At 64.4% G+C, this 20026-nt stretch carries 19 protein-coding genes; 9 read left to right on the forward strand and 10 right to left on the reverse strand.

The genetic code is table 11. The features are described from left to right. Nucleotides 1-527: 527 nt before the first annotated feature. From prpD to QWY79_RS13100, 4 genes are all read right to left on the reverse strand, one after another. Nucleotides 528-2012 carry a 2-methylcitrate dehydratase gene (gene prpD, locus QWY79_RS13085; protein WP_290273515.1) on the reverse strand — a complete coding sequence of 495 codons (1485 nt, stop codon included), beginning with the start codon at nt 2010-2012 and terminating at the stop codon, nt 528-530. 171 nt (nt 2013-2183) lie between these two features. Continuing rightward, entirely contained in the window at nt 2184-3311 is a 1128-nt protein-coding gene (prpC, locus tag QWY79_RS13090) for a bifunctional 2-methylcitrate synthase/citrate synthase (protein ID WP_290273517.1), read from the reverse strand. Between the two features lie 55 nt (nt 3312-3366). Beyond that, complete coding sequence (gene prpB / locus QWY79_RS13095; protein ID WP_290273519.1) at nt 3367-4251, reverse strand: methylisocitrate lyase; 885 nt, start codon at nt 4249-4251, stop codon at nt 3367-3369. 66 nt (nt 4252-4317) lie between these two features. Continuing rightward, the gene (locus QWY79_RS13100; protein ID WP_290273520.1) at nt 4318-5037 is read right to left on the reverse strand and encodes a GntR family transcriptional regulator; all 720 of its coding nucleotides are present in this window, start codon (nt 5035-5037) and stop codon (nt 4318-4320) included. A 210-nt stretch (nt 5038-5247) separates the two neighbouring features. Here QWY79_RS13100 and pabB point away from each other — a divergent pair, with 210 nt between their 5' ends. Continuing rightward, nucleotides 5248-6597, forward strand: a complete 1350-nt coding sequence (gene pabB / locus QWY79_RS13105) for an aminodeoxychorismate synthase component I (RefSeq protein ID WP_290273523.1) — start codon at nt 5248-5250, stop codon at nt 6595-6597. A gap of 119 nt (nt 6598-6716) precedes the next feature. Then, on the forward strand, nt 6717-7337 hold the full coding sequence (locus QWY79_RS13110; RefSeq protein ID WP_141320860.1) for a phosphoadenosine phosphosulfate reductase domain-containing protein: 621 nt from the start codon (nt 6717-6719) through the stop codon (nt 7335-7337). An 81-nt stretch (nt 7338-7418) separates the two neighbouring features. Here QWY79_RS13110 and cysB read toward each other — a convergent pair whose 3' ends face one another. Continuing rightward, nucleotides 7419-8390 (reverse strand): HTH-type transcriptional regulator CysB, encoded by a 972-nt coding sequence (gene cysB, locus QWY79_RS13115; protein ID WP_290273527.1) that lies wholly within the window; start codon nt 8388-8390, stop codon nt 7419-7421. 96 nt (nt 8391-8486) lie between these two features. Here cysB and QWY79_RS13120 point away from each other — a divergent pair, with 96 nt between their 5' ends. Beyond that, nucleotides 8487-8618, forward strand: a complete 132-nt coding sequence (locus QWY79_RS13120; RefSeq protein WP_281285701.1) for a hypothetical protein — start codon at nt 8487-8489, stop codon at nt 8616-8618. A gap of 42 nt (nt 8619-8660) precedes the next feature. Then, on the forward strand, nt 8661-8984 hold the full coding sequence (gene trxA / locus QWY79_RS13125; RefSeq protein ID WP_290273532.1) for a thioredoxin: 324 nt from the start codon (nt 8661-8663) through the stop codon (nt 8982-8984). A gap of 106 nt (nt 8985-9090) precedes the next feature. On the opposite strand, the gene QWY79_RS13130 is transcribed toward trxA, so the two are convergent. Continuing rightward, a complete protein-coding gene (locus QWY79_RS13130; protein ID WP_290273535.1) occupies nt 9091-10200 on the reverse strand; it encodes an AI-2E family transporter in 1110 nt (369 codons plus the stop codon). Between the two features lie 186 nt (nt 10201-10386). Here QWY79_RS13130 and QWY79_RS13135 point away from each other — a divergent pair, with 186 nt between their 5' ends. After that, entirely contained in the window at nt 10387-11190 is an 804-nt protein-coding gene (locus tag QWY79_RS13135) for an SIMPL domain-containing protein (RefSeq protein ID WP_290273537.1), read from the forward strand. 59 nt (nt 11191-11249) lie between these two features. On the opposite strand, the gene orn is transcribed toward QWY79_RS13135, so the two are convergent. Further along, nucleotides 11250-11834, reverse strand: coding sequence for an oligoribonuclease (gene orn, locus QWY79_RS13140; RefSeq protein WP_435389792.1), 585 nt, complete (start codon nt 11832-11834; stop codon nt 11250-11252). Between the two features lie 95 nt (nt 11835-11929). Here orn and rsgA point away from each other — a divergent pair, with 95 nt between their 5' ends. The 3 genes from rsgA to asd all read left to right on the forward strand — a co-directional run bounded on the left by rsgA (nt 11930) and on the right by asd (nt 14998). Further along, nucleotides 11930-12997, forward strand: a complete 1068-nt coding sequence (gene rsgA, locus QWY79_RS13145; protein WP_290273543.1) for a small ribosomal subunit biogenesis GTPase RsgA — start codon at nt 11930-11932, stop codon at nt 12995-12997. A gap of 32 nt (nt 12998-13029) precedes the next feature. Then, the gene (locus QWY79_RS13150; protein ID WP_290273546.1) at nt 13030-13860 is read left to right on the forward strand and encodes a sulfurtransferase; all 831 of its coding nucleotides are present in this window, start codon (nt 13030-13032) and stop codon (nt 13858-13860) included. Between the two features lie 280 nt (nt 13861-14140). Next, nucleotides 14141-14998: an archaetidylserine decarboxylase gene (gene asd / locus QWY79_RS13155; protein ID WP_290273549.1), complete on the forward strand. Its 858-nt coding sequence runs from the start codon at nt 14141-14143 to the stop codon at nt 14996-14998. 29 nt (nt 14999-15027) lie between these two features. Here the strand turns inward: asd and epmA are convergent, their stop codons facing one another. Both epmA and efp read right to left on the reverse strand, forming a co-directional pair. Then, nucleotides 15028-16002 carry an EF-P lysine aminoacylase EpmA gene (epmA, locus tag QWY79_RS13160; RefSeq protein WP_290273551.1) on the reverse strand — a complete coding sequence of 325 codons (975 nt, stop codon included), beginning with the start codon at nt 16000-16002 and terminating at the stop codon, nt 15028-15030. A gap of 200 nt (nt 16003-16202) precedes the next feature. Next, entirely contained in the window at nt 16203-16769 is a 567-nt protein-coding gene (gene efp / locus QWY79_RS13165; protein WP_290273553.1) for an elongation factor P, read from the reverse strand. Nucleotides 16770-16877: 108 nt separating this feature from the next. On the opposite strand from efp, the gene epmB reads away from it, so the two are divergent. Further along, complete coding sequence (gene epmB / locus QWY79_RS13170; protein ID WP_290273555.1) at nt 16878-17894, forward strand: EF-P beta-lysylation protein EpmB; 1017 nt, start codon at nt 16878-16880, stop codon at nt 17892-17894. 158 nt (nt 17895-18052) lie between these two features. On the opposite strand, the gene leuA is transcribed toward epmB, so the two are convergent. Next, nucleotides 18053-19759 carry a 2-isopropylmalate synthase gene (gene leuA / locus QWY79_RS13175; protein ID WP_290273558.1) on the reverse strand — a complete coding sequence of 569 codons (1707 nt, stop codon included), beginning with the start codon at nt 19757-19759 and terminating at the stop codon, nt 18053-18055. Nucleotides 19760-20026 lie beyond the last annotated feature (267 nt).

The following is a 20026-nucleotide window of genomic DNA, read 5'->3' on the forward strand; positions in this document are numbered from 1 at the left end:
CCTTGATTTTCGGTGACTGGTCACCGACATCCCGACAAGCGCCCACATGAATTACCTGATCGATTGTTAAAGAGCGTCTCGCCTTGCTGGTCATCAGCGCCTGGCGAGGAAGGCGTATTCTACAGGATCGGTGCCTGGCGTCAAGCTCGATGTTACCGAGCGAGCGACGCAGCCTCGAAAGGCGGCTTCCGATCAAGCCCTTGGCGGGCCCTGCAAGAAGTGGTGCGTATTTTACCGAAATTCGCGGCTCTGTCAATCGGTGATTTTCGTCGTGATGCCGAAAAACGCCAAGCAAAACAGAGGCTTCCACCTCTTTTTACCGCTGGCGAGGTTGGCCCGTCGCCGGCAGCGGATGCGTACTTTACGGATCTGGCGGCACTGACGCAAGCCCTGCCGCGAAAAAAATATAGCCCAGTCGCGTCGATCTCGCCATGCCGATGCGTGCATCGACACGACATGATGTGTCCGATGCCGCCGGGGCCGGCTTTCAGCCCCGGCATGAGGGGTTGCCCTCCCCCTCGGCGACATCAGATCACGAACAGGTCAACGAAGTCGTGTACAGAGGTGGCTTCGAGTCGAGCCTGGTCCTGGCACAGCGACAGGATCCTGTCGCAACGCCGCGCAGGAAAGCGGGTCGCCAGGTTGCGCCGAAATTTCTCCTCGAGCACGGGCATGCCCTCTTCCCGCCGACGACGGTGGCCGATCGGATACTCCACCGCTACCTGGTCGGTACTGCTGCCGTCCTTGAAGAACACCTGGATAGCATTGGCGATCGAGCGACACTCGGGATCGTAATAGTCGCGGGAATATCGCTCGTCTTCCACGACCTCCATCCTGTCGCGCAATCGGTCGATGACCGGATGCGCCGCGTGAAAGTCATCCTCGTAATGCTCGGCCACCAGGCTGCCGAAGATCAGAGGCACCGCCGTCATGTATTGCAGGCAATGATCCCTGTCGGCCGGATTGGCGAGCGCCCCCGACTTGGAGATGATGCGAATGGCCGAGTCATGCGTCGTCAGCACGATGCGATCGATCTCGTCCAGTCGATCCTTGACTTGTGGGTGCAACGTCACCGCGGCCTCGCATGCCGTCTGGGCATGAAACTCGGCCGGGAAGGAAATCTTGAACAGCACGTTTTCCATGGTGTAGGTGCCCAGGTCGCGCTGGAAGGTGAACCTGCGCTCCTCCACCGGTTTGAGCGACAGGTCCTTGTTGGCGTGGCTGAAAGCCACGTCATAGAAGCCCCATTGCGGCGCACTGAGCACGCCCGGAATCCCCATCTCGTCACGCATGGCGATGTCCGCCAGGCGCACGCCCCGCGAGGTCGCATCGCCTGCCGCCCAGCTCTTGCGCGACCCGGCGTTGGGCGCGTGACGATAGGTCCTCAGGCTCTGTCCATCGGCCCAGGCATGCGAGAGCGCGGACAGCAACTGCTCGCGATCGCCGCCCATCATGCGCACCGCCACGGCGGTCGATGCCACCTTCACCAGTACCACATGGTCGAGCCCCACCCGATTGAAGGAGTTGTCCAGCGCCAGCACGCCCTGGATCTCGTGGGCCATGACCATCGCCTCGAGCACGTCGCGCATGGTCAAGGGCGCCTCACCCTGGGCGACACGCTTCTGCGACAGGTGATCGGCCACCGCCAGAATGGCACCCAGGTTGTCCGAGGGGTGCCCCCACTCGGCCGCCAGCCAGGTATCGTTGTAATCCAGCCAACGGATGGTGGCGCCGATATCCCAGGCGGCCTTGACCGGGTCCAGTCGATGCGGCGTACCGGGGACGCGTGAACCATGAGGCACCAGGGTGCCTTCGACCAAGGGCCCCAGATGCTTGGTGCACTCGGGAAAGCGCAATGCCAGCAGGCCGCAGCCCAGGGTATCCATCAAACAGTAGCGTGCCGTATCCAGTGCTTCATCGCTGTCGATGCGATACTCCAGCACATAGTCGGCGATCCTGCAGAGTTCCGGATCATAATCCGGGCGCACATTGCTTTCGACGGTCTGGCTCATCCCGATCTCCTGTCATGTTTCGAATGTCGCCGCGGGAACCCGCACCCGGGCGTTGCGGTTCATGGTCGTCTTGAGGGCACTGGGCTCACGGGCCTCGGCGCCGAGTCGCGGGGTACCGCAAGGCTGATCCAGGCACACCGCGGCCCGCCCCCCACCGATGGATGACCAGCGTCAGTCACGTTCCTCGATCGGCACCCACTCGCTGTGCTCCGGCCCGGTATAGTCGGCACTCGGGCGGATGATGCGATTGTTCTCGCGCTGTTCGAAGACATGCGCACACCAGCCGGTGACCCGCGAGCAGACGAAGATCGGGGTGAACAGCTTGGTCGGAATGCCCATGAAGTGGTAGGCGCTGGCGTGGAAGAAGTCGGCGTTGCAGAACAGCTTCTTCTCGCGCCACATGACCGCCTCGACGCGTTCCGAGACCGGGTACAGCACGCTGTCGCCCACGTCTTCGGCCAGCTTGCGCGACCAGTGCTTGATGATGGCGTTGCGCGGGTCCGAGTCGCGATAGATGGCATGGCCGAAGCCCATGACCTTCTCCTTGCGCTCCAGCATGCCGAGCAACTCGCGCTCGGCTTCCTCCGGCGACTGCCAGCCTTCGATCATGGCCATGGCCGCCTCGTTGGCACCGCCATGCAGAGGGCCGCGCAGCGAGCCGATGGCTCCGGTCACGCAGGAATGCATGTCCGACAGCGTGGAAGCGCAGACTCGCGCCGTGAAGGTCGAGGCATTGAATTCATGCTCGGCATAGAGGATCAACGAGACGTTCATCACCCGGGCATGCAGCTCGGAAGCCGGCTCGCCATGCAGCATCTGCAGAAAGTGCCCGCCCACGGAGAGATCATCCGTCTCGGTGGCGATGCGCACACCATCATGGGAATAGCGGTACCAGTAGCAGATGATCGAGGGCAGTGCTGCCAGTAGGCGATCGGCCACATCCTGTTGTTCCTCGAAGCCGTGTTCGGTCTCCAGGTTGCCGAGCATGGAGGCGCCGGTACGCATCACGTCCATGGGGTGAGCATCGGCCGGAATCTGTTCGAGCACGGATTTCAGGGCATCCGGCAGCCCGCGCAGGCGCTGGAGCCTGGCAACATAGGCGTCGAGTTCGGCCTGATTGGGCAGCTTGCCCTTGAGCAGCAGATAGGCCACCTCCTCGAAGCGGGCCTTGTCGGCGAGCTCGGCAATATCGAATCCTCGATAGGTCAGGCCGGCACCGCTCTTGCCGACGGTGCAAAGGGCAGTGCTGCCGGCACTCTGACCGCGCAGGCCGGCGCCGTTGTTCGATGTATCTGCCATGGTCGTCTCTCCTTTTGGTGAGCGAGGCGTGTCGTTGTCATGCGGGCGATGACGACTACCCATCCTGATCCGCGAACAGGTCATCGAGCTTGCGCTCGAAGTCATGATAATTGAGGAAGTCATAGAGCTCGTCACGGCTCTGCATCTGATCCAGCACATCGCGCTGATGGCCGTTATCGAGGATGCTGCGGTAGACATTCAGCGCCGCCGCGTTCATGGCACGGAAGGCCGACAACGGATAGAGCACGATCCGGCAGCCCACCTCGGCGAGCTCCTGCTGGGAAAACAGCGGCGTGGCCCCGAATTCGGTGATGTTGGCCAGGATCGGCGCATCGACGCGCTCGCAGAAGGCTCGATAATCTTCCAGGGTATGCACCGCCTCGGCGAAGATGGCATCGGCACCAGCCTCGATACAGGCATTGGCGCGCTCGATGGCGGCGTCCAGACCTTCCTTCTGAAACGCATCGGTGCGCGCGATCAGGTAGAACTCCGGATCGATCCGCGCGTCGGACGCCGCCTTGATGCGATCCACCATTTCATCGCGGGACACGATCGCCTTGTTGGGCCGATGGCCGCAGCGCTTCTGGGCCACCTGATCCTCCAGGTGTACCGCGGCAACGCCGGCGCGCTGCATTTCCTTGACGGTGCGCGCGATGTTGAAGGCCCCGCCCCAGCCCGTGTCGATATCCACCAGCAGGGGCAGATCGGTGGCACCACAGATGCGGTGGGCATCTTCCACGACATCATTCATGGTGGTCATGCCCAGGTCGGGAAGGCCGAAGGAGGCATTGGCCACCCCGCCGCCCGACAGATAGACGGCCTGGTGACCGACACGCTCGGCCATCATCGCCGTATAGGCATTGATGGTCCCCACGACGGGGAGCGGCCGGTTGGCGGCCAGGGCGGCGCGAAAGCGCGCACCGGGCGTTGACTGGGTCATGGCAAATCTCCTGTGCTGGGTGTGGGAGGGCGCGGCCGAAGGCTGGCAGGCTGCCGGCACCCCGCTTCAGCGGGCCGTGTCGGCAACCGCGTCAGCGTCCAGGGTGCGCGCATAGCGCTCGACGACATTTTCACGCGACGCACTGACGTGGCGACGCATCAGCAGCTCGGCCAGCTCGGCATCCCCCGCCTCGATGGCATCCACGATGCGATGATGCTCGACAAAGGCGCGCTGCGGCCGGGAACCGCTGGCACTGAACTGGGTGCGATACATGCGCACCAGGTAATACAGGTCGTCGCACAGCAGCCCCATCAGCATGCGGTTGTGACTGCCCTGGACGATGCGATAGTGGAAGTCGAGATCGCCCTCCCGCTGGTAATAGGCCTCGCCACGCTGCAGGTCCGCCTGGCGTTCGTGCACTGCCAGCACTTCGCGCAGCCCGGCAATTTCCTCGGCACTCATCGACTCGGCCGCCAGACGCGCCGCCATGCTCTCCAGCGCCTCGCGTACATCGAACAGCTCGAGCAGCTCCTTGATCGACAGCTTGACCACGCGCGCGCCGACATGCGGCACGCGCTCGATCAGACGATGCGCCTCGAGACGACGCATGGCTTCGCGCAGCGGACCGCGCGAGATGCCATAGGATTGCGCCAGTCCGGGCTCGGTGATCTTGCTGCCGGGCGCCAGTTCGCCGCGCACGATCGCGTCCTGCAGCTGCTGAAAGACTCTCTCTGCCAGGGTGCGAACTTCCGAGGCCGGCGCGGTGGTGGTCGAGACATTGATCATGGCTGATTGTCGACAATTAAGTGAATAGTGGCACTCTAGCCGGCGGCCGATGGGCGGTCAACACTCGAAACGCCGACCAGGGTTGGCGTTTAGTTGTAGACAACCTTTCACGGCCCCGCTACGCCTGCGTTGATCATCCCGGCTCGGGAGGCAGGGACAAACGCCCTCAAGATGCCTAGAATGAGGCGCCTGTTGAGGTAAGGCGCCGCCATGACATCACCACTCGAGATCACCCAACTGCCATACCGGAGCTCACCTCTGGAGACCTTCGCGCCGCTGCGCCACAGGTCCGGAGCCGTATTGCTCGACAGCGGCCGCCCGAGTGCCCCGGGGGGACGGTACGACATCATGTCCAGCGACCCGCTGGAGACCTTCGCGCCGCAGCCATCCCGGCGCGGCAGCGACAGCTCCGCCCCCTTCCAGGCACAGAAGGCGCTGCTCGAACGCCTGCCCGACGCTGTGCCCACCAGCGACCTGCCGTTTCTCGGCGGCCTGATCGGTTACTGGAGCTACGACCTGGGCCACCGGCTGGAGCCGACGCAGGGCAAGGCCGCCAGGGTCGCCGACCTGCCGGACAGCCGCGTCGGCCTGTATGACTGGGCGATCATTCAGGATCACCAACAGCAGCAAACCTGGCTGGTCGCCTCCCCCGAGCGGCGCCGGCAGGTCATGTCTTGGCTGCAGGCGACACCGCCGTCCCAGGCCCCCTTCCAACTGACCGGCGGCTTTCAGCCCGAAATGAGTCGTCAGGAGTACCTGGCGCGCTTCGCCCGGGTGCAGCACTACATTCGTGCCGGCGACTGCTATCAGATCAACCTCGCCCAGCGTTTCAGCGCGCCTTATCAGGGCGATCTATGGCAGGCCTACTGCCGGCTGCGACAGGCCACTCCCACGCCCTTCGCCGGCTTCATCGCCTGGGAGGATCAGGCCATCCTGTCACTCTCGCCGGAACGTTTCCTGCAATGCGCCGACGGGCATGTGGAGACCCGCCCGATCAAGGGCACACGCCCGCGCGGCCAGACCGTGGAACAGGACCGCGCCTTTGCCGAGGCCCTGACACACAGCCTCAAGGATCGCGCGGAAAACGTGATGATCGTCGACCTGCTGCGCAACGATCTGGGGCGCGTGTGCCGACCGGGTAGCGTGCGTGTGCCCCAGCTCTGCGCCCTGGAGAGCTATGCCAATGTGCATCATCTGGTCAGCGTGGTCACCGGCGAGCTGGATGATCGGCACTCACCGCTGGAACTGCTCTCGGCCGCCTTCCCCGGCGGCTCCATCACCGGCGCTCCCAAGGTACGCGCCATGCAGATCATCGACGAGCTGGAACCCTCGGCACGCAGTGCCTACTGCGGAAGCCTGGGCTATGTCGACGTGCGCGGCCGCATGGATACCTCGATCGCCATCCGCACGGCCGTGGCCGATGCCGGACACCTGCATATCTGGGGCGGTGGCGGCCTGGTCGCCGACTCCCGGGGCGAAGCCGAATACACTGAGACCCTCGACAAGATCCGTCACCTGATGAAGGCCCTGAGCGACGATCAACAACACCTCGAGGAATAAAGCCACGCCCTTCTTAAGCCCACAGGGAATATACATCCAATGAATCGGTATTGGGGAAGCCGCTGACGGCTCTGCTAATGTGGCCTCCATATTGAACGCCACCATCCGGGAGCATCCCTATGGAGCCGCAACTCGACATCATCAATCGCGACCTTGGCAATGATCCGGAAGCCTTGATTCGCTGGGCACTGGAGCAGGGCGACCGGCCGATCTGCACCACCAACTTTCGCCCTTTCGAGGCGGTCATCCTGCACATGGTGGCGCGCCAGCGTCCGGACATCCCGGTCGTCTGGATGGACCACGGCTACAACACCGCGGCTACCTACCGGTTTGCCGATGACCTGGCCAAGCGTCTGGGCCTGAACCTGATCACCTATCTGCCGAAGCGTTCACGCGCCCACCGCGAGGCCGTCGACGGCCTGGTACCGGGAATCGAGGACCCGCGCCATGCGGCCTTCACCGAAGAGGTCAAGCTCGAGCCCTTCAATCGCGCCCTGCGCGAAATGGCTCCCGATGTCTGGTTCACCGCGCTGCGCGCCGAGGACACTCCTGAGCGTGCCCGCATGCAGGCGGTATCACGCAACGCCGATGGCCTGCTCAAGGTCGCCCCGCTGCTGCACTGGACTAGCCGCGACCTCTACCGGTATCTGCAGGCGCATGACCTGCCCAACGAATTCGACTACTTCGACCCGACCAAGGTCGAGGAAAAGCGCGAATGCGGGCTGCACCTGCAACACTGATGGCCCCGTTCCGCTAGCTTAATGCACAAGGCCCGTCCACCTGGACGGGCCTTGTGCTTTTCGACATGCCGACGCCGTGTTTCAACGCACCGGCAGTTCGATATCGTCGAACAGGGCATCCTCGTGGCGCGGCCCGGCCTCCAGCGCCGCCTCGACCAGATCACGGTCCAGATGGTCGGCAAAGGCCTTGAGGAAGTCATACATGTAGCCGCGCATGAAGGTGCCGCGGCGTATGCCGATCTTGGTCGTCGAGCTGGCGAACAGGTGGCTGGCATCCAGCGCCACCAGGTCATCATCCTCCCCGGGAGCGACCGCCATGTGAGCGACGATGCCGACGCCCATGCCGAGGCGTACATAGGTCTTGATCACGTCCGAGTCGGCCGCCGTGAGTACCACATTGGGAGACAGCCCCTCGCGACGAAACGCCTCGTCGAGCTGTGAACGGCCGGTGAACCCGAACACATAGGTCACCAGCGGGTGCTCGGCGAGCGCCTTCAGAGTCAGGGGCTCGACCTGCGCCAGTGGGTGATCACGTGGCACCAGGACACAGCGGTTCCAGCGATAGCACGGCAGCAGGACCAGGTCCTGGAAGAGGTCCAGCGACTCGGTGCAGATCGCGAAATCCGCCTGGCCATCACTGACCATCTGCGCAATCTGGCGCGGTGTCCCCTGCTGCATGTGCAGGGCGACATCCGGGTATTTGCCCGTGAAGCCACGGATCACCGGCGGCAGTGCATAGCGCGCCTGGGTATGCGTCGTGGCGATCGACAGGCTGCCGCGACGCTCGTCGCTGTGCTCCTGCGACACCTCTTTGATGTTGTCGGTCAAGCGCAGCACCTGCCCGGCCAGCTCGATAATCGACGCACCGGCCGGGGTGACGCGGGTCAGGTGCTTGCCACTGCGCGCGAAGATCTCGACCCCCAGCTCATCCTCGAGCAGTCGGATCTGCTTGGAAATGCCGGGCTGCGAGGTATAGAGGCTCTGCGCGGTAGCCGACACATTGAGGTTGTGACGTGACACCTCCCAGATATATCTCAACTGCTGGAGCTTCATGGCTCTACTCCTTGGGTGCCGGAACCATCGCGGGCGCCTGATGAAAGCGCTCGATCGGCTCGATAAAGAGCTCATAGTGGCATAAGAATCATGCTCATGATTACCTTATCGCATATCGACAATGGCGTCACTCACCCGGACGGCGATGCCCTGCACGGGGCACGCGGATTTGCCAGCGCACCGGTCGACCGCTACCATCGATGCAACCAGCATGCTTGTCATGCCTGATATTCCGCGCGATACCGCGCAACGTAGTAACTGGAGAATCCCATGGCCAATAACGTCGATGTCACCAACGCCAACTTCGAGCAGGAAGTCCTGAACGCCGAGACACCGGTCCTGCTTAAGTTCTGGGCTCCCTGGTGCGGTCCTTGCAAGGTCATGGCACCGGTAGTCGAAGAGGTCGCCGAAGAACGCGATGGCAACCTCAAGATCGTCAGCATCAATGTGGACGATGCGCCGGAAATCGCCGCCGAACAGGGCGTGCGCGGCGTACCTACCGTGATGCTGTTCAAGTCTGGTGCCAAGGTCGCTTCCCTGGTCGGTGCACAGTCCAAGTCACAGCTGTCACAGTTCATCGAGCAGAACGCCTGATCCAGAGCCGCTCCTCGAAGAAGGCCGGCCTCTCATCAAGCCCCCGACGACGGAACCTTTTGCGTCTTCGGGGGCTTGGCGTTTAGGGGGGATCAGACAGCGCGCCTCAGCGCTTGCGGTTGCGTATCTGCCCGACCCGCTCGGACAGCGGCCGGTCCGCCTCTTCGATAGGCGTCTTGCCGGGCCCCAGCAGATGAGCCATCCAGCGCGTCTGCGGATGGCTGTCCAGGGCGATCTTGAGCGTCATGGTCAGGACCACCGACAACAGCATGCCGACCACACCGAAGATCCAGCCCCAGACGACCAGCGACAGGAAGGCCACGAAGGTCGATAACCCCAGTGCCCGCCCCATGACTCGCGGCTCGATGATGTTGCCGAGCACGAAGTTGACGCCCAGATAGGCGCCACTCAGCAGCAGGGCCTTGAAGAGCCCACCATCCGGCGACACGATCAGCAGCAGCACGGGAGGCACGGCCGCGATCGCCGAGCCGATGTTGGGAATATAGTTGAGGGCAAAGGCCAGCACGGCCCACAGCAGGGGGAACTTGACCCCGATCAACTGACAGGCCACCCAGATCAGGGTGCCCGTGGCCAGGCTGATCAGCGTCTTGACGGCCAGATAGCGTTTCAGCGTCAGGCTGAACTCGCGAAAACGGCTCAGGCTGGGGGCCGGGTTGACCAGGGCGCGCGAAACCTTGTCGCGAAAGTTGAGGGTCTCGAACAGCAGGAAGGTGACCAGCAGCGCCACCACCACACTCTGCATCATCAGGTTGCCCAACTGGCTCAACAGGGCCGGCAACCAGTTGCCGAACTTCTCGGCATCGACCAGTTCGGACACTGACTGGCTGTCCACCCCCAGCCCTATCCGACCCAGGCCATCGATGATGCCGAGATAGTACTGAAAGAGTTTCTGCTGAATGTTGGGCAGCTCCTCGACGAAGGTACCGAAGCTGTTGACCAGCAGGATACCCAGCAAGGAAATCAGGCCACCGATCACGACCAGGGTGATCCACACCGCCAGACGCTGACCCACGCCCCGCCCTTGAAGCCAGCGTACCGGACCGGTGCAGACCACGGCGATGAACAGGGACAGGATAACCGGCACCAGCAGGCCCGATCCCGCCCGCATGCCGGCGATGATGACCACCAGGGCCGCCAGCGCCAGCGTCAGGTTGAGGGGGATGGTAGAACTTCGTTCGTCGTCGCCGAGGTCCATGCTGCTGTTCTCCGCCAATCGTCAGGTATTGAGCCATGATGACGACTGGCGAACCGCGGCACAATACACTCGAGTGCGCACAGCCCCGCAATCATGCAGCAAATCGACAAGATGGCAGCTTCGACGGAACCCTCGCCGGCGCTGCCGACTCCAAGCATCCACATGATTTACCACAAGGAAGATGCCATGACACAGGTTCGTCGACACACCGGATTCCCCGGCGCTCTATTGTCCATTCTGCTGCTGTCCAGCCCCCTGCTCGCAACGCCCGTGGTCGCTTCGGCGCAGCAGGAAGCACCGCACAAACGCCTCGACGTCCAGGCACAGTCCGAAATCCAGGTGGTGCCCGACGAGGCCACCCTGAGTGCCCGACTCTGGGAGCGCACGCCGGCCATCGCCCAGCGCGATGACACCAGCACCGACCCGGAAGCCCTGAGCAAGGCCCGCCAGCGCCTGGAGGAACGCGCCGCTCGCCTGATCGAGACCATGGAAGAAGCGGGTCTCGAGCGGGACGCCATCAGTGCCGGCTCGCTGCGAGTTCAGCCCGAGACGATCCAGGGGCGCCAGAAGGAAGGCTCAGAGGGCTCACGCATGACCCGCACGCGCCTGGAACGGCCCTTCGAAATCGACATCGGCGACCTCGACAACCTGCCGGTGATGCTCGATGCGCTGACCCAGGCCGGCGTCAATGCCCTGGATGGCGTCACCTACGACCTGTCGAACCGCGACGCGGCCACCGACGAGGCGCTGACCCAGGCCCTGGAGAAGGCCCGCAAGAAAGCCGAACTCATGGCCGACACCCTGGGCATCGAACTGGGGCCGGTCATCAGTGTCAGCGAAAACCGTTCACCGGTGTACCAACCCCGGACCATGGCCATGAGCGCCGATGCCGCGGCTGAAAGCGGCGGTTCGAATGCCGAATACCGGCCCGGAACCATCACCCTGGATGCCATGGTCAGCGTCAGCTGGGAAATCCGCCCGGCCGAGTGACCCAAGAGGCGCGGGCAGGCCTGCCATGCGGCCTGCCCGCCCTGGCGAGGCGATGAGCGTCACTCCTCTTCATCCCCCTGTTCATCATCCAGCTTCAGGAAGGTGCGACGATAATGCGCCAGCTCGGCGATGGATTCCTTGATGTCATCCATTGCCAGGTGCACGTTGCGCTTGCTGAAGCCGACCAGCGCCCCCGGATTCCAGCGCTTGGCCAGCTCCTTGAGGGTCGAGACATCCAGATTGCGATAATGGAAGAAAGCCAGCAGCTCCGGCATCTCGCGTTCCAGGAAGCGCCGGTCCTGATGCACGCTGTTGCCGCACATCGGTGAGGCTCCAGCCGCCACGTGCTCGCGCAGAAACGCCAGCGTGCGTCGCTCGGCCTCGGCCGTGTCGACATCGCTGGCACGCACGCGGTCGATCAGTCCGGAGCCCGCATGCGTCTTCTGGTTCCAGTCATCCATGCCATCCAGCAGGCTGTCAGGCTGATGTACCGCGACCACCGGTCCCTCCGCCACGACCTCGAGGTCGGCATCGGTGACCAGGGTCGCCACCTCGATGATGCGCTCGCGTTCGGGGTCGAGTCCGGTCATCTCCAGGTCGATCCAGATCAGGCGCTGAGCGCGCGGATCCGGTGCATCGTTCATGGCGGACATAAGTGCTCCTTGGCAGTCGCGCGGCTGACGACAGCCGGGCGGATGGGTGAGTACAATAACCCCATTGTACCGACCTCCGGGCCATCATGAGCAAACGCAAGTTGAGCCGCCAGCAACGCTGGCGCATCGAAAAGACCCAGGCCGAACGCGCCAGACGGGCCAGGCAGCGTGACACCACGGATACCGAGCGTCTCGCCGCGGGCGAATACGGCCCCGAGCAACCGGGTCGCGTGATCGCCCATTTCGGCCGCAGCCTGGAAGTGGCGCCGGCCCACGGGGGCCAGGCAGTGCGCTGCCACCTGCGTGCCAACCTCGATGGCCTGGTGACCGGCGATCATGTCATCTGGCGGGCCGGCGAGGATGGCAGTGGTGTCGTGGTCGCCCGGGAGCCCCGTCACAGTCTTCTGCAACGCCCCGATCCACGGGGCCGCCTGAAGCCCGTGGCCGCCGGCATCGACCAGATCCTCATCGTGTTCGCCGTCGAGCCGGAACCCCATGCCAACCTGATCGACCGCTATCTGGTGGCGGCCGAGGCGACCGGCATCGCCCCGGTGCTGGTGCTCAACAAGGTCGACCTGCTGCCCGCCGAGGGCGGCGAGCTGCGCGCCCTACTGGATCGCTACGCCGGACTCGGCTACCCGGTGATCACCACCACCACGGCCCGGGACACCGGGCTCGACGCCCTGCTTGACCAGCTGCATGGCCGGACCTCGGTCTTTGTCGGCCAGAGTGGCGTCGGCAAGTCCTCGCTCATCGACCGCTTGCTGCCCGAGGAGGACCTGCGCATCGGCGACCTCTCCACCGATAGCCGCAAGGGCACCCATACCACCACCACGGCGCGGCTCTACCGCTTCCGGCAATCCCCCGCGGCGGACGCCGACGGGGGACAGCCTGCGGCCACCGACAGCCCCGGGGAACTGATCGACTCTCCCGGCATTCGCGAGTTCGGCCTGACCCACCTGAGCGCCGATCAGGTCGCCGACGGCTTCATCGAATTTCGTGATCACCTCGGCCACTGCCGCTTCCGCGACTGCCGCCACCGCGCCGAACCCGGCTGCGCCCTGCTGGCCGCCGTGGAGAATGGCGACATTCATGCTGACCGTTTCGCCAGTTATCGGCGTATCGTCGATAGCCTCGAGAACCATCAAGGATGAGGCCATCAGGCCTCTCTTGCCAGGAGAATGCCATGAGTTCCGAAGACAACCTCTTGCCACTGATCATCGAGCCGGAAGAGCTGGCGGCCCACCTGGATGCATCGGAGCTGCTGATCATCGATGTGCCGCTCAAGGCCGAAAGTCACGCCCAGGGGCACGTGCCCGGCGCCGTCTACCTGGATCATCGCCGCCTGCTAGCGGGCTCCGGCGAGGTACCCAACGAAGTGCCGTCGGCGGAGGCGCTGTCACAGCTTTTCTCGTCCCTCGGCCTGACCCGGGATACCCATGTGGTGGCCTATGACGATGAAGGTGGTGGCTGGGCCGGTCGGCTGCTGTGGACCCTGGAACTGCTGGGTCATGGGCGCTATTCCTATCTCAATGGCGGCATCCAGGCCTGGCGCGCCGCCGAGCTCCCCATCGCGACCGACACCGTGACGCCGAACCCCAGCGAGTACACGGCCGAATTCCGCCACCCCGAGGCCGCCATCGACCGCCACGAGATCATCGAGCGGCTCGAGGACGCGGACCTGGCCATCTGGGACGCCCGCAGCCGCGACGAATACCTCGGCCACAAGGGCGACAACCAGCGCCTCGGCCATATCCCCGGCGCGGTCAACTTCGAATGGACCCGCGCCATGGACCCGGAACGTCAGCTGCGCATACGCGACTACGCCGAACTGGTCACCGAGCTGGACGCCCTGGGCCTGACCACGGACATGGACATCGTCACCCACTGCCAGACCCACCACCGCAGCGGCTTCACCTGGCTGGTCGGCAAGGCGCTGGGCCTCAGGATGCGCGGCTACGCCGGTTCCTGGAAGGAATGGGGCAACCGCGACGACACACCGATCGAGACATCATAGGAATGTCGAGACACGAGCTGCGAGAAACGAGCTGCTCGAAGCTCGAAGCTCGAAGCTCGAAGCTCGAAGCTCGAAGCTCGAAGCTCGAAGCTCGAAGCTCGAAGCTCGAAGCTCGAAGCTCGAAGCTCGAAGCTCGAAGCTCGAAGCTCGAAGCTCGAAGGCAGCATGAAGCCCGCATCCCCTGGGTCAAGGGTCTTCTTCCAGCTTCCAGCTTACGGCTTAAAGCTCCCGGCGCAGCCGGGGACTTCCAGCCCCCGCCCACACCAAGGAACCGCGTGCCGTGACCCCATCCAAGCTCTTTGCGCTCGTTCAGTACCCCCTGCCCCACCACCTGCTGTCGCGGTTGGTGGGGCGTCTCGCCGATTGCCGGGTGACGGCGGTCAAGAACCTGGCCATTCGGGCCTTCATTCGCCGCTTCCGGGTCGACATGAGCGAGGCGCAGCAACCCGAGCCGAGTGCCTATCCGTCCTTCAATGAGTTCTTTACCCGCCCCTTGAAGGAAGGCGCGCGGCCGCTGGGCCAGGGTGTGGTGTCGCCGGCGGATGGCACCCTGTCTCAATTCGGCGCCATCGCTCAGGGCCGCCTGGTCCAGGCCAAGGGGCATGAGTTCACCATCGGCGACCTGCTGGGCGGTGACGACAGCACCGCGGCACGCTATCGCCACGGCAGTTTCGCCACGGTCTACCTGTCGCCGCGCGATTATCACCGCGTGCACATGCCGCTGACCGGCACCCTGCGCGAGGTGGTCTATGTGCCCGGCCGACTGTTCTCGGTCAACCACGCCACCACACAGCACGTCTCCGGCCTGTTCGCGCGCAACGAGCGCCTGGTCTGTCACTTCGACACCGAACACGGCCCCATGGTCATGGTGCTGGTCGGCGCCATGATCGTCGCCGGCATCGAGACCGTCTGGGCCGGGCAGATCGCTCCCCTGCCGCGCCACGCTGTCCAGCGCCTGGGCTTCGAGACGCCCATCACTCTGGAGAAAGGCGCCGAGATGGGGCGTTTCAAGCTGGGCTCCACCGTGGTCATGGCCTTCGCCGACTCGCTGGACTTCGACACCCTCGAGGCCGGCGGCAAGGTGCAGATGGGCCAGCGCCTGGGCGAGACGAGCGGCGAGGCGCACGCCGCCGACTGACGCGCGACACCTTCAGCGGCGCGCAGGCCTCAGGCGCGCGGCGTGGCGAAGGCCATGACCTCGGCCACACTGGCCTTGCCCAGCGCCAGCTGGATCAGCCGGTCCAGCCCCAGGGCCACCCCGCTGGCCTCGGGCATGCCGGCCTCGAGAGCCCCCAGCAGGTTCTGGTCGACATCCACTTCGGGCAGGCCGGCCGCGCGGCGGGCGGCGTTATCTTCAGCGAAGCGAGTGCCTTGCTCCTCGGCGTCGGTGAGCTCGTCGTAGCCGTTGGCCAGTTCGACCCCGCTCAGGTAGACCTCGAAGCGCGAAGCAACCCACTCGCCGTCTTCCGGATCGCGATGGCGGCGGGCGAGCGCCGCCTGACTGGCCGGGTAGTCCAGCACGACATCGAGGCCATCCCGGCCCAGTCGCGGTTCTATGACAAGGCTCATCAGCAGGTCGAGACAATCGTCGCGACAGGCCTCGGCCATATCGAGCCCGCCCCGCTCGGTGGCCAGGCGGCGCAGGGCTTCGAGCGGCTCATGGAAGGGGTCGAAATCCAGGCTTTCGCGGAACAGCTCACGATAACGATGGCGCCGTAGCGCGCCAGGGTCGCTTGGCAACAGCCGACGGATCAGCGCCTCGGTCTCCGCCATCAAACCATCCAGGTCGAGCCCCGGCCGATACCACTCCAGCATGGTGAACTCGAGATTGTGGCGCGAGCCGACCTCGCCATCCCGAAAGCTGCGAGCCAGCTGGAAGATCGGCCCGCTGCCGGCGGCCAGCAGGCGCTTCATGTGGAACTCCGGCGAGGTCTGCAGCCACAGTGGCTGCCGCCCCGCCGGCGTGGTGGCGGTGCAATGCAGGGAGGCCAGATGCACATCCGTGCTGCCCGCCCGGCCGAGCACCGGTGTTTCCACTTCCATGACCCCGCGCTCGGCGAAGAAGGCCCGCACCTCCCCGATCAACCGCGCGCGCTCGCGCAACGTCTCGATATCGGCCGAGGGCCGCCAATCCATCGACATCTATGTTTCCTCCAGAGACGACAAAGGCCACACCCGAAAGAATGTGGCCTTGCAGACGAGTCCCGCCCAGCTAGCGCCCTCTCCGAGCGATGCTCAGACAAGGCGACTCATGGGTAAGGCGGCGGAGTTTAGCAGCGCTAAATGAGCAAGCCGCCCCCAGGAGTCAACGCCGTATGAGCGAGCGCAGGAAGGGCCCGAAATCAAGCGCGGCCGACGTACTCGCCCGTCCGCGTATCAATCTTCAGGACTTCGCCCTCGTTGATGAACAGCGGCACGCGGGCCACGGCCCCCGAAGAGAGCGTGGCCGGCTTGGAGCCGCCCTGGGCAGTATCGCCCTTCAGGCCGGGATCGGTCTGGACGACTTCCAGGTCGAGGAAGTTGGGCGGCGTGACATTGATGACATTGTCATTCCACAGGGTCACCGTGTAGACCACCTGCTCCTTGAGCCACTTTTCGGTCTCGCCCAGCGCCTTCTTCTCCACCGGGTACTGCTCGAAGGAGCCGTCACTGAGCATGAAGTACCACATCTCGCCATCGGTATACAGATACTCCATGTCGAGCTCGAGCACATCGGCGGCTTCCAGCGACTCGCCGGACTTGAAGGTGCGCTCCCAGACACGTCCCGTCATCAGGTTGCGCAGCTTGACGCGATTGAAGGCCTGGCCCTTGCCGGGCTTGACGTAGTCATTCTCGAGAATGGCGCAGGGGTCACCATCCAGCATGACCTTCAGACCGCCCTTGAATTCATTGGTAGAATAATTCGCCATGAGAGTGATTCCATATTCCGTCGCGCCGGGCATGATACTCCCGCGCGCGAGCAAGCAAATGATAGTGGTCGAGGGTTGCCCCCTCGCTCGCCTCGATAGGTGTCGCGCATGATAACCCGAAGCCCCATCCCTTTGCAGCGCCATGGCTCGGCAGACACCTGGCAGCAGCAGCTGGCCCATGCCATTCGCGACCCCCGCGAGCTGTGTCGCCGCCTGGCGCTCGACGCGCAGTGGTGGCCCGGCGCCGAGGCCGGCCATGCCCTGTTCGAGGTGCGTGTACCGGAAGCCTACCTGTCGCGCATGCGCCCGGGCGACCCGCATGACCCCCTGCTGCGCCAGGTACTGCCGCTGGAGGCCGAACAACAGCAGGCCCCCGGCTTCGTCAGCGACCCCCTGGAAGAACGCGAGCACACCGCCCGCCGCGGCTTGATCCACAAGTACGCCGGGCGCGTCCTGCTGATCACCAGCCCGGCCTGCGCCATCAACTGTCGCTACTGCTTTCGACGCCACTTCCCCTATGAGGAAAACGCCCCCTCGCGCGCCCAGTGGGCCGACACTCTGGACTACCTGCGCCAGGACACCAGCATCCGGGAGGCCATCCTGTCCGGCGGCGACCCCCTGGCGGCCAATGACCGCCAGCTTGGCTGGCTGGTGGACCAGCTCGAGGCCATTCCGCACCTGAAACGACTGCGGCTGCACACACGGCTGCCCGTGGTCATTCCGGACCGCATCGACGACGCCCTGCTCGACTGGCTCGGCAGGACTCGCCTGCAGAAGGTCATGGTGCTGCACATCAATCACCCCGCGGAGATTGACGACAGCGTCATCTCGGCGTGCCAGCGACTCCGCCAGGCCGGCGTGACCCTGCTCAACCAGAGCGTCCTGCTCAGCGGCGTCAACGATACGGTAGCGACCCTGGCCGAGCTCTCCGAGCGCCTCTTCGAAGCCGACATCCTGCCCTACTACCTGCATGTACTGGACCCGGTGGAAGGCGCCGCTCACTTCGACATCGACGACGACACCGCACGCGGCCTGGTCGCCGAACTGCGCACGACACTGCCGGGGTTCTTGATGCCGAGGCTGGTCAGGGAAATCCCCGGCGAAGCCAGCAAGACACCGCTTTGAGCCGAAAGCTGGAAGCTGGAAGCTGGAAGCTGGAAGCCAGTCAAGTGTATGTGGCTGCGTCAAGCAAGACGCCCCGCCGGGCTGAATGAACCGTCCAACTATTGGGGGTCAGTTCAGGCTGGTGGGGCGCCTTTTCTTCAAGCTTCTGGCTTAAAGCTTCAAGCTAATGTTTCCACCGTCACATTGGGTGCCGGGGCTTCGTTGGAGAGCTGGCGGTTGATGGCGCTGAGTACGCCCTTGATCGAGGCGCTGGTGATGCTCTCGTCGGTGCCGACGCCGAACACGGCTTCGCCGTTGATGCGCACCTCGACATAGGCGATGGCCTCGGCGTCCGAGCCCTGCCCCCGCGAGTGCTCATGGTAGTCGATGATCTCGACGTCGTGGCCTTCGGCGACCAGCGACTTGACGAAGGCGGCCAGCGGGCCATTGCCCTGTCCCTGGATGGTGCGCCGTTCGCCGCCTTCCTCGATGGTCGCCTCGAGATTGACCACCGGACTGTCGGGCTCGGAGGACATGCGATGGCTGGCCAGGGCGAATGGCTGGTTCTTCTCCAGGTATTCGTCACGGAAGGCCTGATAGATCATCTCGGACGTGATTTCCTTGCCGAGCCGGTCGGCGACTTCCTGCACCACCTGACTGAACTCGATGGACAGGCGACGCGGCAGCTCGATGCCGTGTTCCTCTTCAAGCAGATAGGACACCCCGCCCTTGCCGGACTGGCTGTTGACGCGGATCACGGCCTCATAGCTGCGACCCACGTCGAGCGGGTCGATCGGCAGGTAGGGAACCGCCCAGACACCGTCCGGATCCTCGCGCCGAGCCGCCATGCCCTTCTTGATGGCATCCTGATGCGAGCCCGAGAAGGCCGTGAAGACCAGGTCGCCGACATAGGGGTGGCGCGGGTGCACCGGCAGCTGGTTGCAGTACTCGACCTCGCGCATGACCGGTGTGATGTTCGAGAAGTCCAGCTGCGGATGCACGCCCTGGGTATAGAGGTTCATGGCCAGGGTGACCAGGTCGACATTGCCGGTGCGTTCCCCATTGCCGAACAGGCAGCCCTCGATACGGTCGGCACCGCCCATGACCGCCAGCTCGGCGGCCGCGACACCGGTCCCCCGGTCATTGTGCGGGTGCACGCTGACGATCAGACTGTCGCGCCTGGCCACGTGGCGGCAGAACCACTCGATCTGGTCGGCATAGTTGTTGGGGGTCGCGCACTCCACGGTGGCCGGCAGGTTGACGATCATCGGCTTTTCGCTGGTGGGCTCGTAGGTGGCCGACACCGCATCGACGATTTCCACGGCGAAGTCCATCTCGGTGGTCGAGAACAGCTCCGGCGAATACTGGAAGGTCCAGTGGGTCTCCGGCGCGGCCGCCATGTGCTCGCGGATGCGCGTCGTGGCATCCACGGCGATCTGCACGCACTCGGCCTGGTTGACGTTGAACACCACGCGACGGAATACCGGATCCGTGGCGTTGTAGACATGCACGATAGCGTTTCTGGCGCCCTTCAGGGCCTCGAAGGTGCGATCGATCAGATGCGGGCGAGCCTGGGTCAGCACCTGAATGTGCACATCCTCCGGCACCTTGTCGTTGTCGATCAGGGAGCGCACGAAATCGAAATCGGTCTGCGAGGCCGAGGGAAAGCCCACCTCGATCTGCTTGAAGCCGATCCTGACCAGCAGGTCGAACAGGCGCTGCTTGCGCTCCTGGTCCATGGGGTCGATCAACGCCTGGTTACCATCACGCAGGTCGACCGCACACCACTGGGGCGGTGCCTCGATGCGCCGGCTCGGCCACTGTCGGTCCGGCAGGTCGACGCCCACGAACGGGCGGTACTTGGTGGAAGGATTATCGAGCATCATGGCGGCGTTCTCCCTGAGACATGGACGGTTCTAAATGACAACGCCCCGCCTGCCGAAAGGCAAGCGGGGCGCAGGACACTTCACCAGACGTTGCGCAGCGGCAGACGGGTGCGTCACGAAAGGCGGGAATCTGGGCGTTGGGTATGGCGATGAACATGTTGCAACCTCGTTGTCGACTCACGAATGGGCGACGTCAACGTCGCCCGGCGCGCTCAGCGGCGGGCTAGTAGTCGTAGGTCGAGAACGAGGTTGGCGCGATTCATGTTC

Source organism: Halomonas sabkhae, assembly GCF_030409265.1.
GTDB lineage: Bacteria > Pseudomonadota > Gammaproteobacteria > Pseudomonadales > Halomonadaceae > Halomonas > Halomonas halmophila.

Coding starts and splice junctions, on each gene's coding strand:
- trxA (WP_290273532.1), top strand. CDS start 8,661: ATGGCCAATAACGTCGATGTCACCAACGCCAACTTCGAGCAGGAAGTC.
- pabB (WP_290273523.1), top strand. CDS start 5,248: ATGACATCACCACTCGAGATCACCCAACTGCCATACCGGAGCTCACCT.
- QWY79_RS13110 (WP_141320860.1), top strand. CDS start 6,717: ATGGAGCCGCAACTCGACATCATCAATCGCGACCTTGGCAATGATCCG.
- QWY79_RS13135 (WP_290273537.1), top strand. CDS start 10,387: ATGACACAGGTTCGTCGACACACCGGATTCCCCGGCGCTCTATTGTCC.
- prpB (WP_290273519.1), bottom strand. CDS start 4,251: ATGACCCAGTCAACGCCCGGTGCGCGCTTTCGCGCCGCCCTGGCCGCC.
- QWY79_RS13130 (WP_290273535.1), bottom strand. CDS start 10,200: ATGGACCTCGGCGACGACGAACGAAGTTCTACCATCCCCCTCAACCTG.
- epmB (WP_290273555.1), top strand. CDS start 16,878: ATGATAACCCGAAGCCCCATCCCTTTGCAGCGCCATGGCTCGGCAGAC.
- orn (WP_435389792.1), bottom strand. CDS start 11,834: ATGAACGATGCACCGGATCCGCGCGCTCAGCGCCTGATCTGGATCGAC.
- QWY79_RS13150 (WP_290273546.1), top strand. CDS start 13,030: ATGAGTTCCGAAGACAACCTCTTGCCACTGATCATCGAGCCGGAAGAG.
- efp (WP_290273553.1), bottom strand. CDS start 16,769: ATGGCGAATTATTCTACCAATGAATTCAAGGGCGGTCTGAAGGTCATG.
- prpD (WP_290273515.1), bottom strand. CDS start 2,012: ATGAGCCAGACCGTCGAAAGCAATGTGCGCCCGGATTATGATCCGGAA.
- cysB (WP_290273527.1), bottom strand. CDS start 8,390: ATGAAGCTCCAGCAGTTGAGATATATCTGGGAGGTGTCACGTCACAAC.
- leuA (WP_290273558.1), bottom strand. CDS start 19,759: ATGATGCTCGATAATCCTTCCACCAAGTACCGCCCGTTCGTGGGCGTC.
- QWY79_RS13100 (WP_290273520.1), bottom strand. CDS start 5,037: ATGATCAATGTCTCGACCACCACCGCGCCGGCCTCGGAAGTTCGCACC.
- prpC (WP_290273517.1), bottom strand. CDS start 3,311: ATGGCAGATACATCGAACAACGGCGCCGGCCTGCGCGGTCAGAGTGCC.
- QWY79_RS13120 (WP_281285701.1), top strand. CDS start 8,487: ATGATTACCTTATCGCATATCGACAATGGCGTCACTCACCCGGACGGC.
- epmA (WP_290273551.1), bottom strand. CDS start 16,002: ATGTCGATGGATTGGCGGCCCTCGGCCGATATCGAGACGTTGCGCGAG.
- rsgA (WP_290273543.1), top strand. CDS start 11,930: ATGAGCAAACGCAAGTTGAGCCGCCAGCAACGCTGGCGCATCGAAAAG.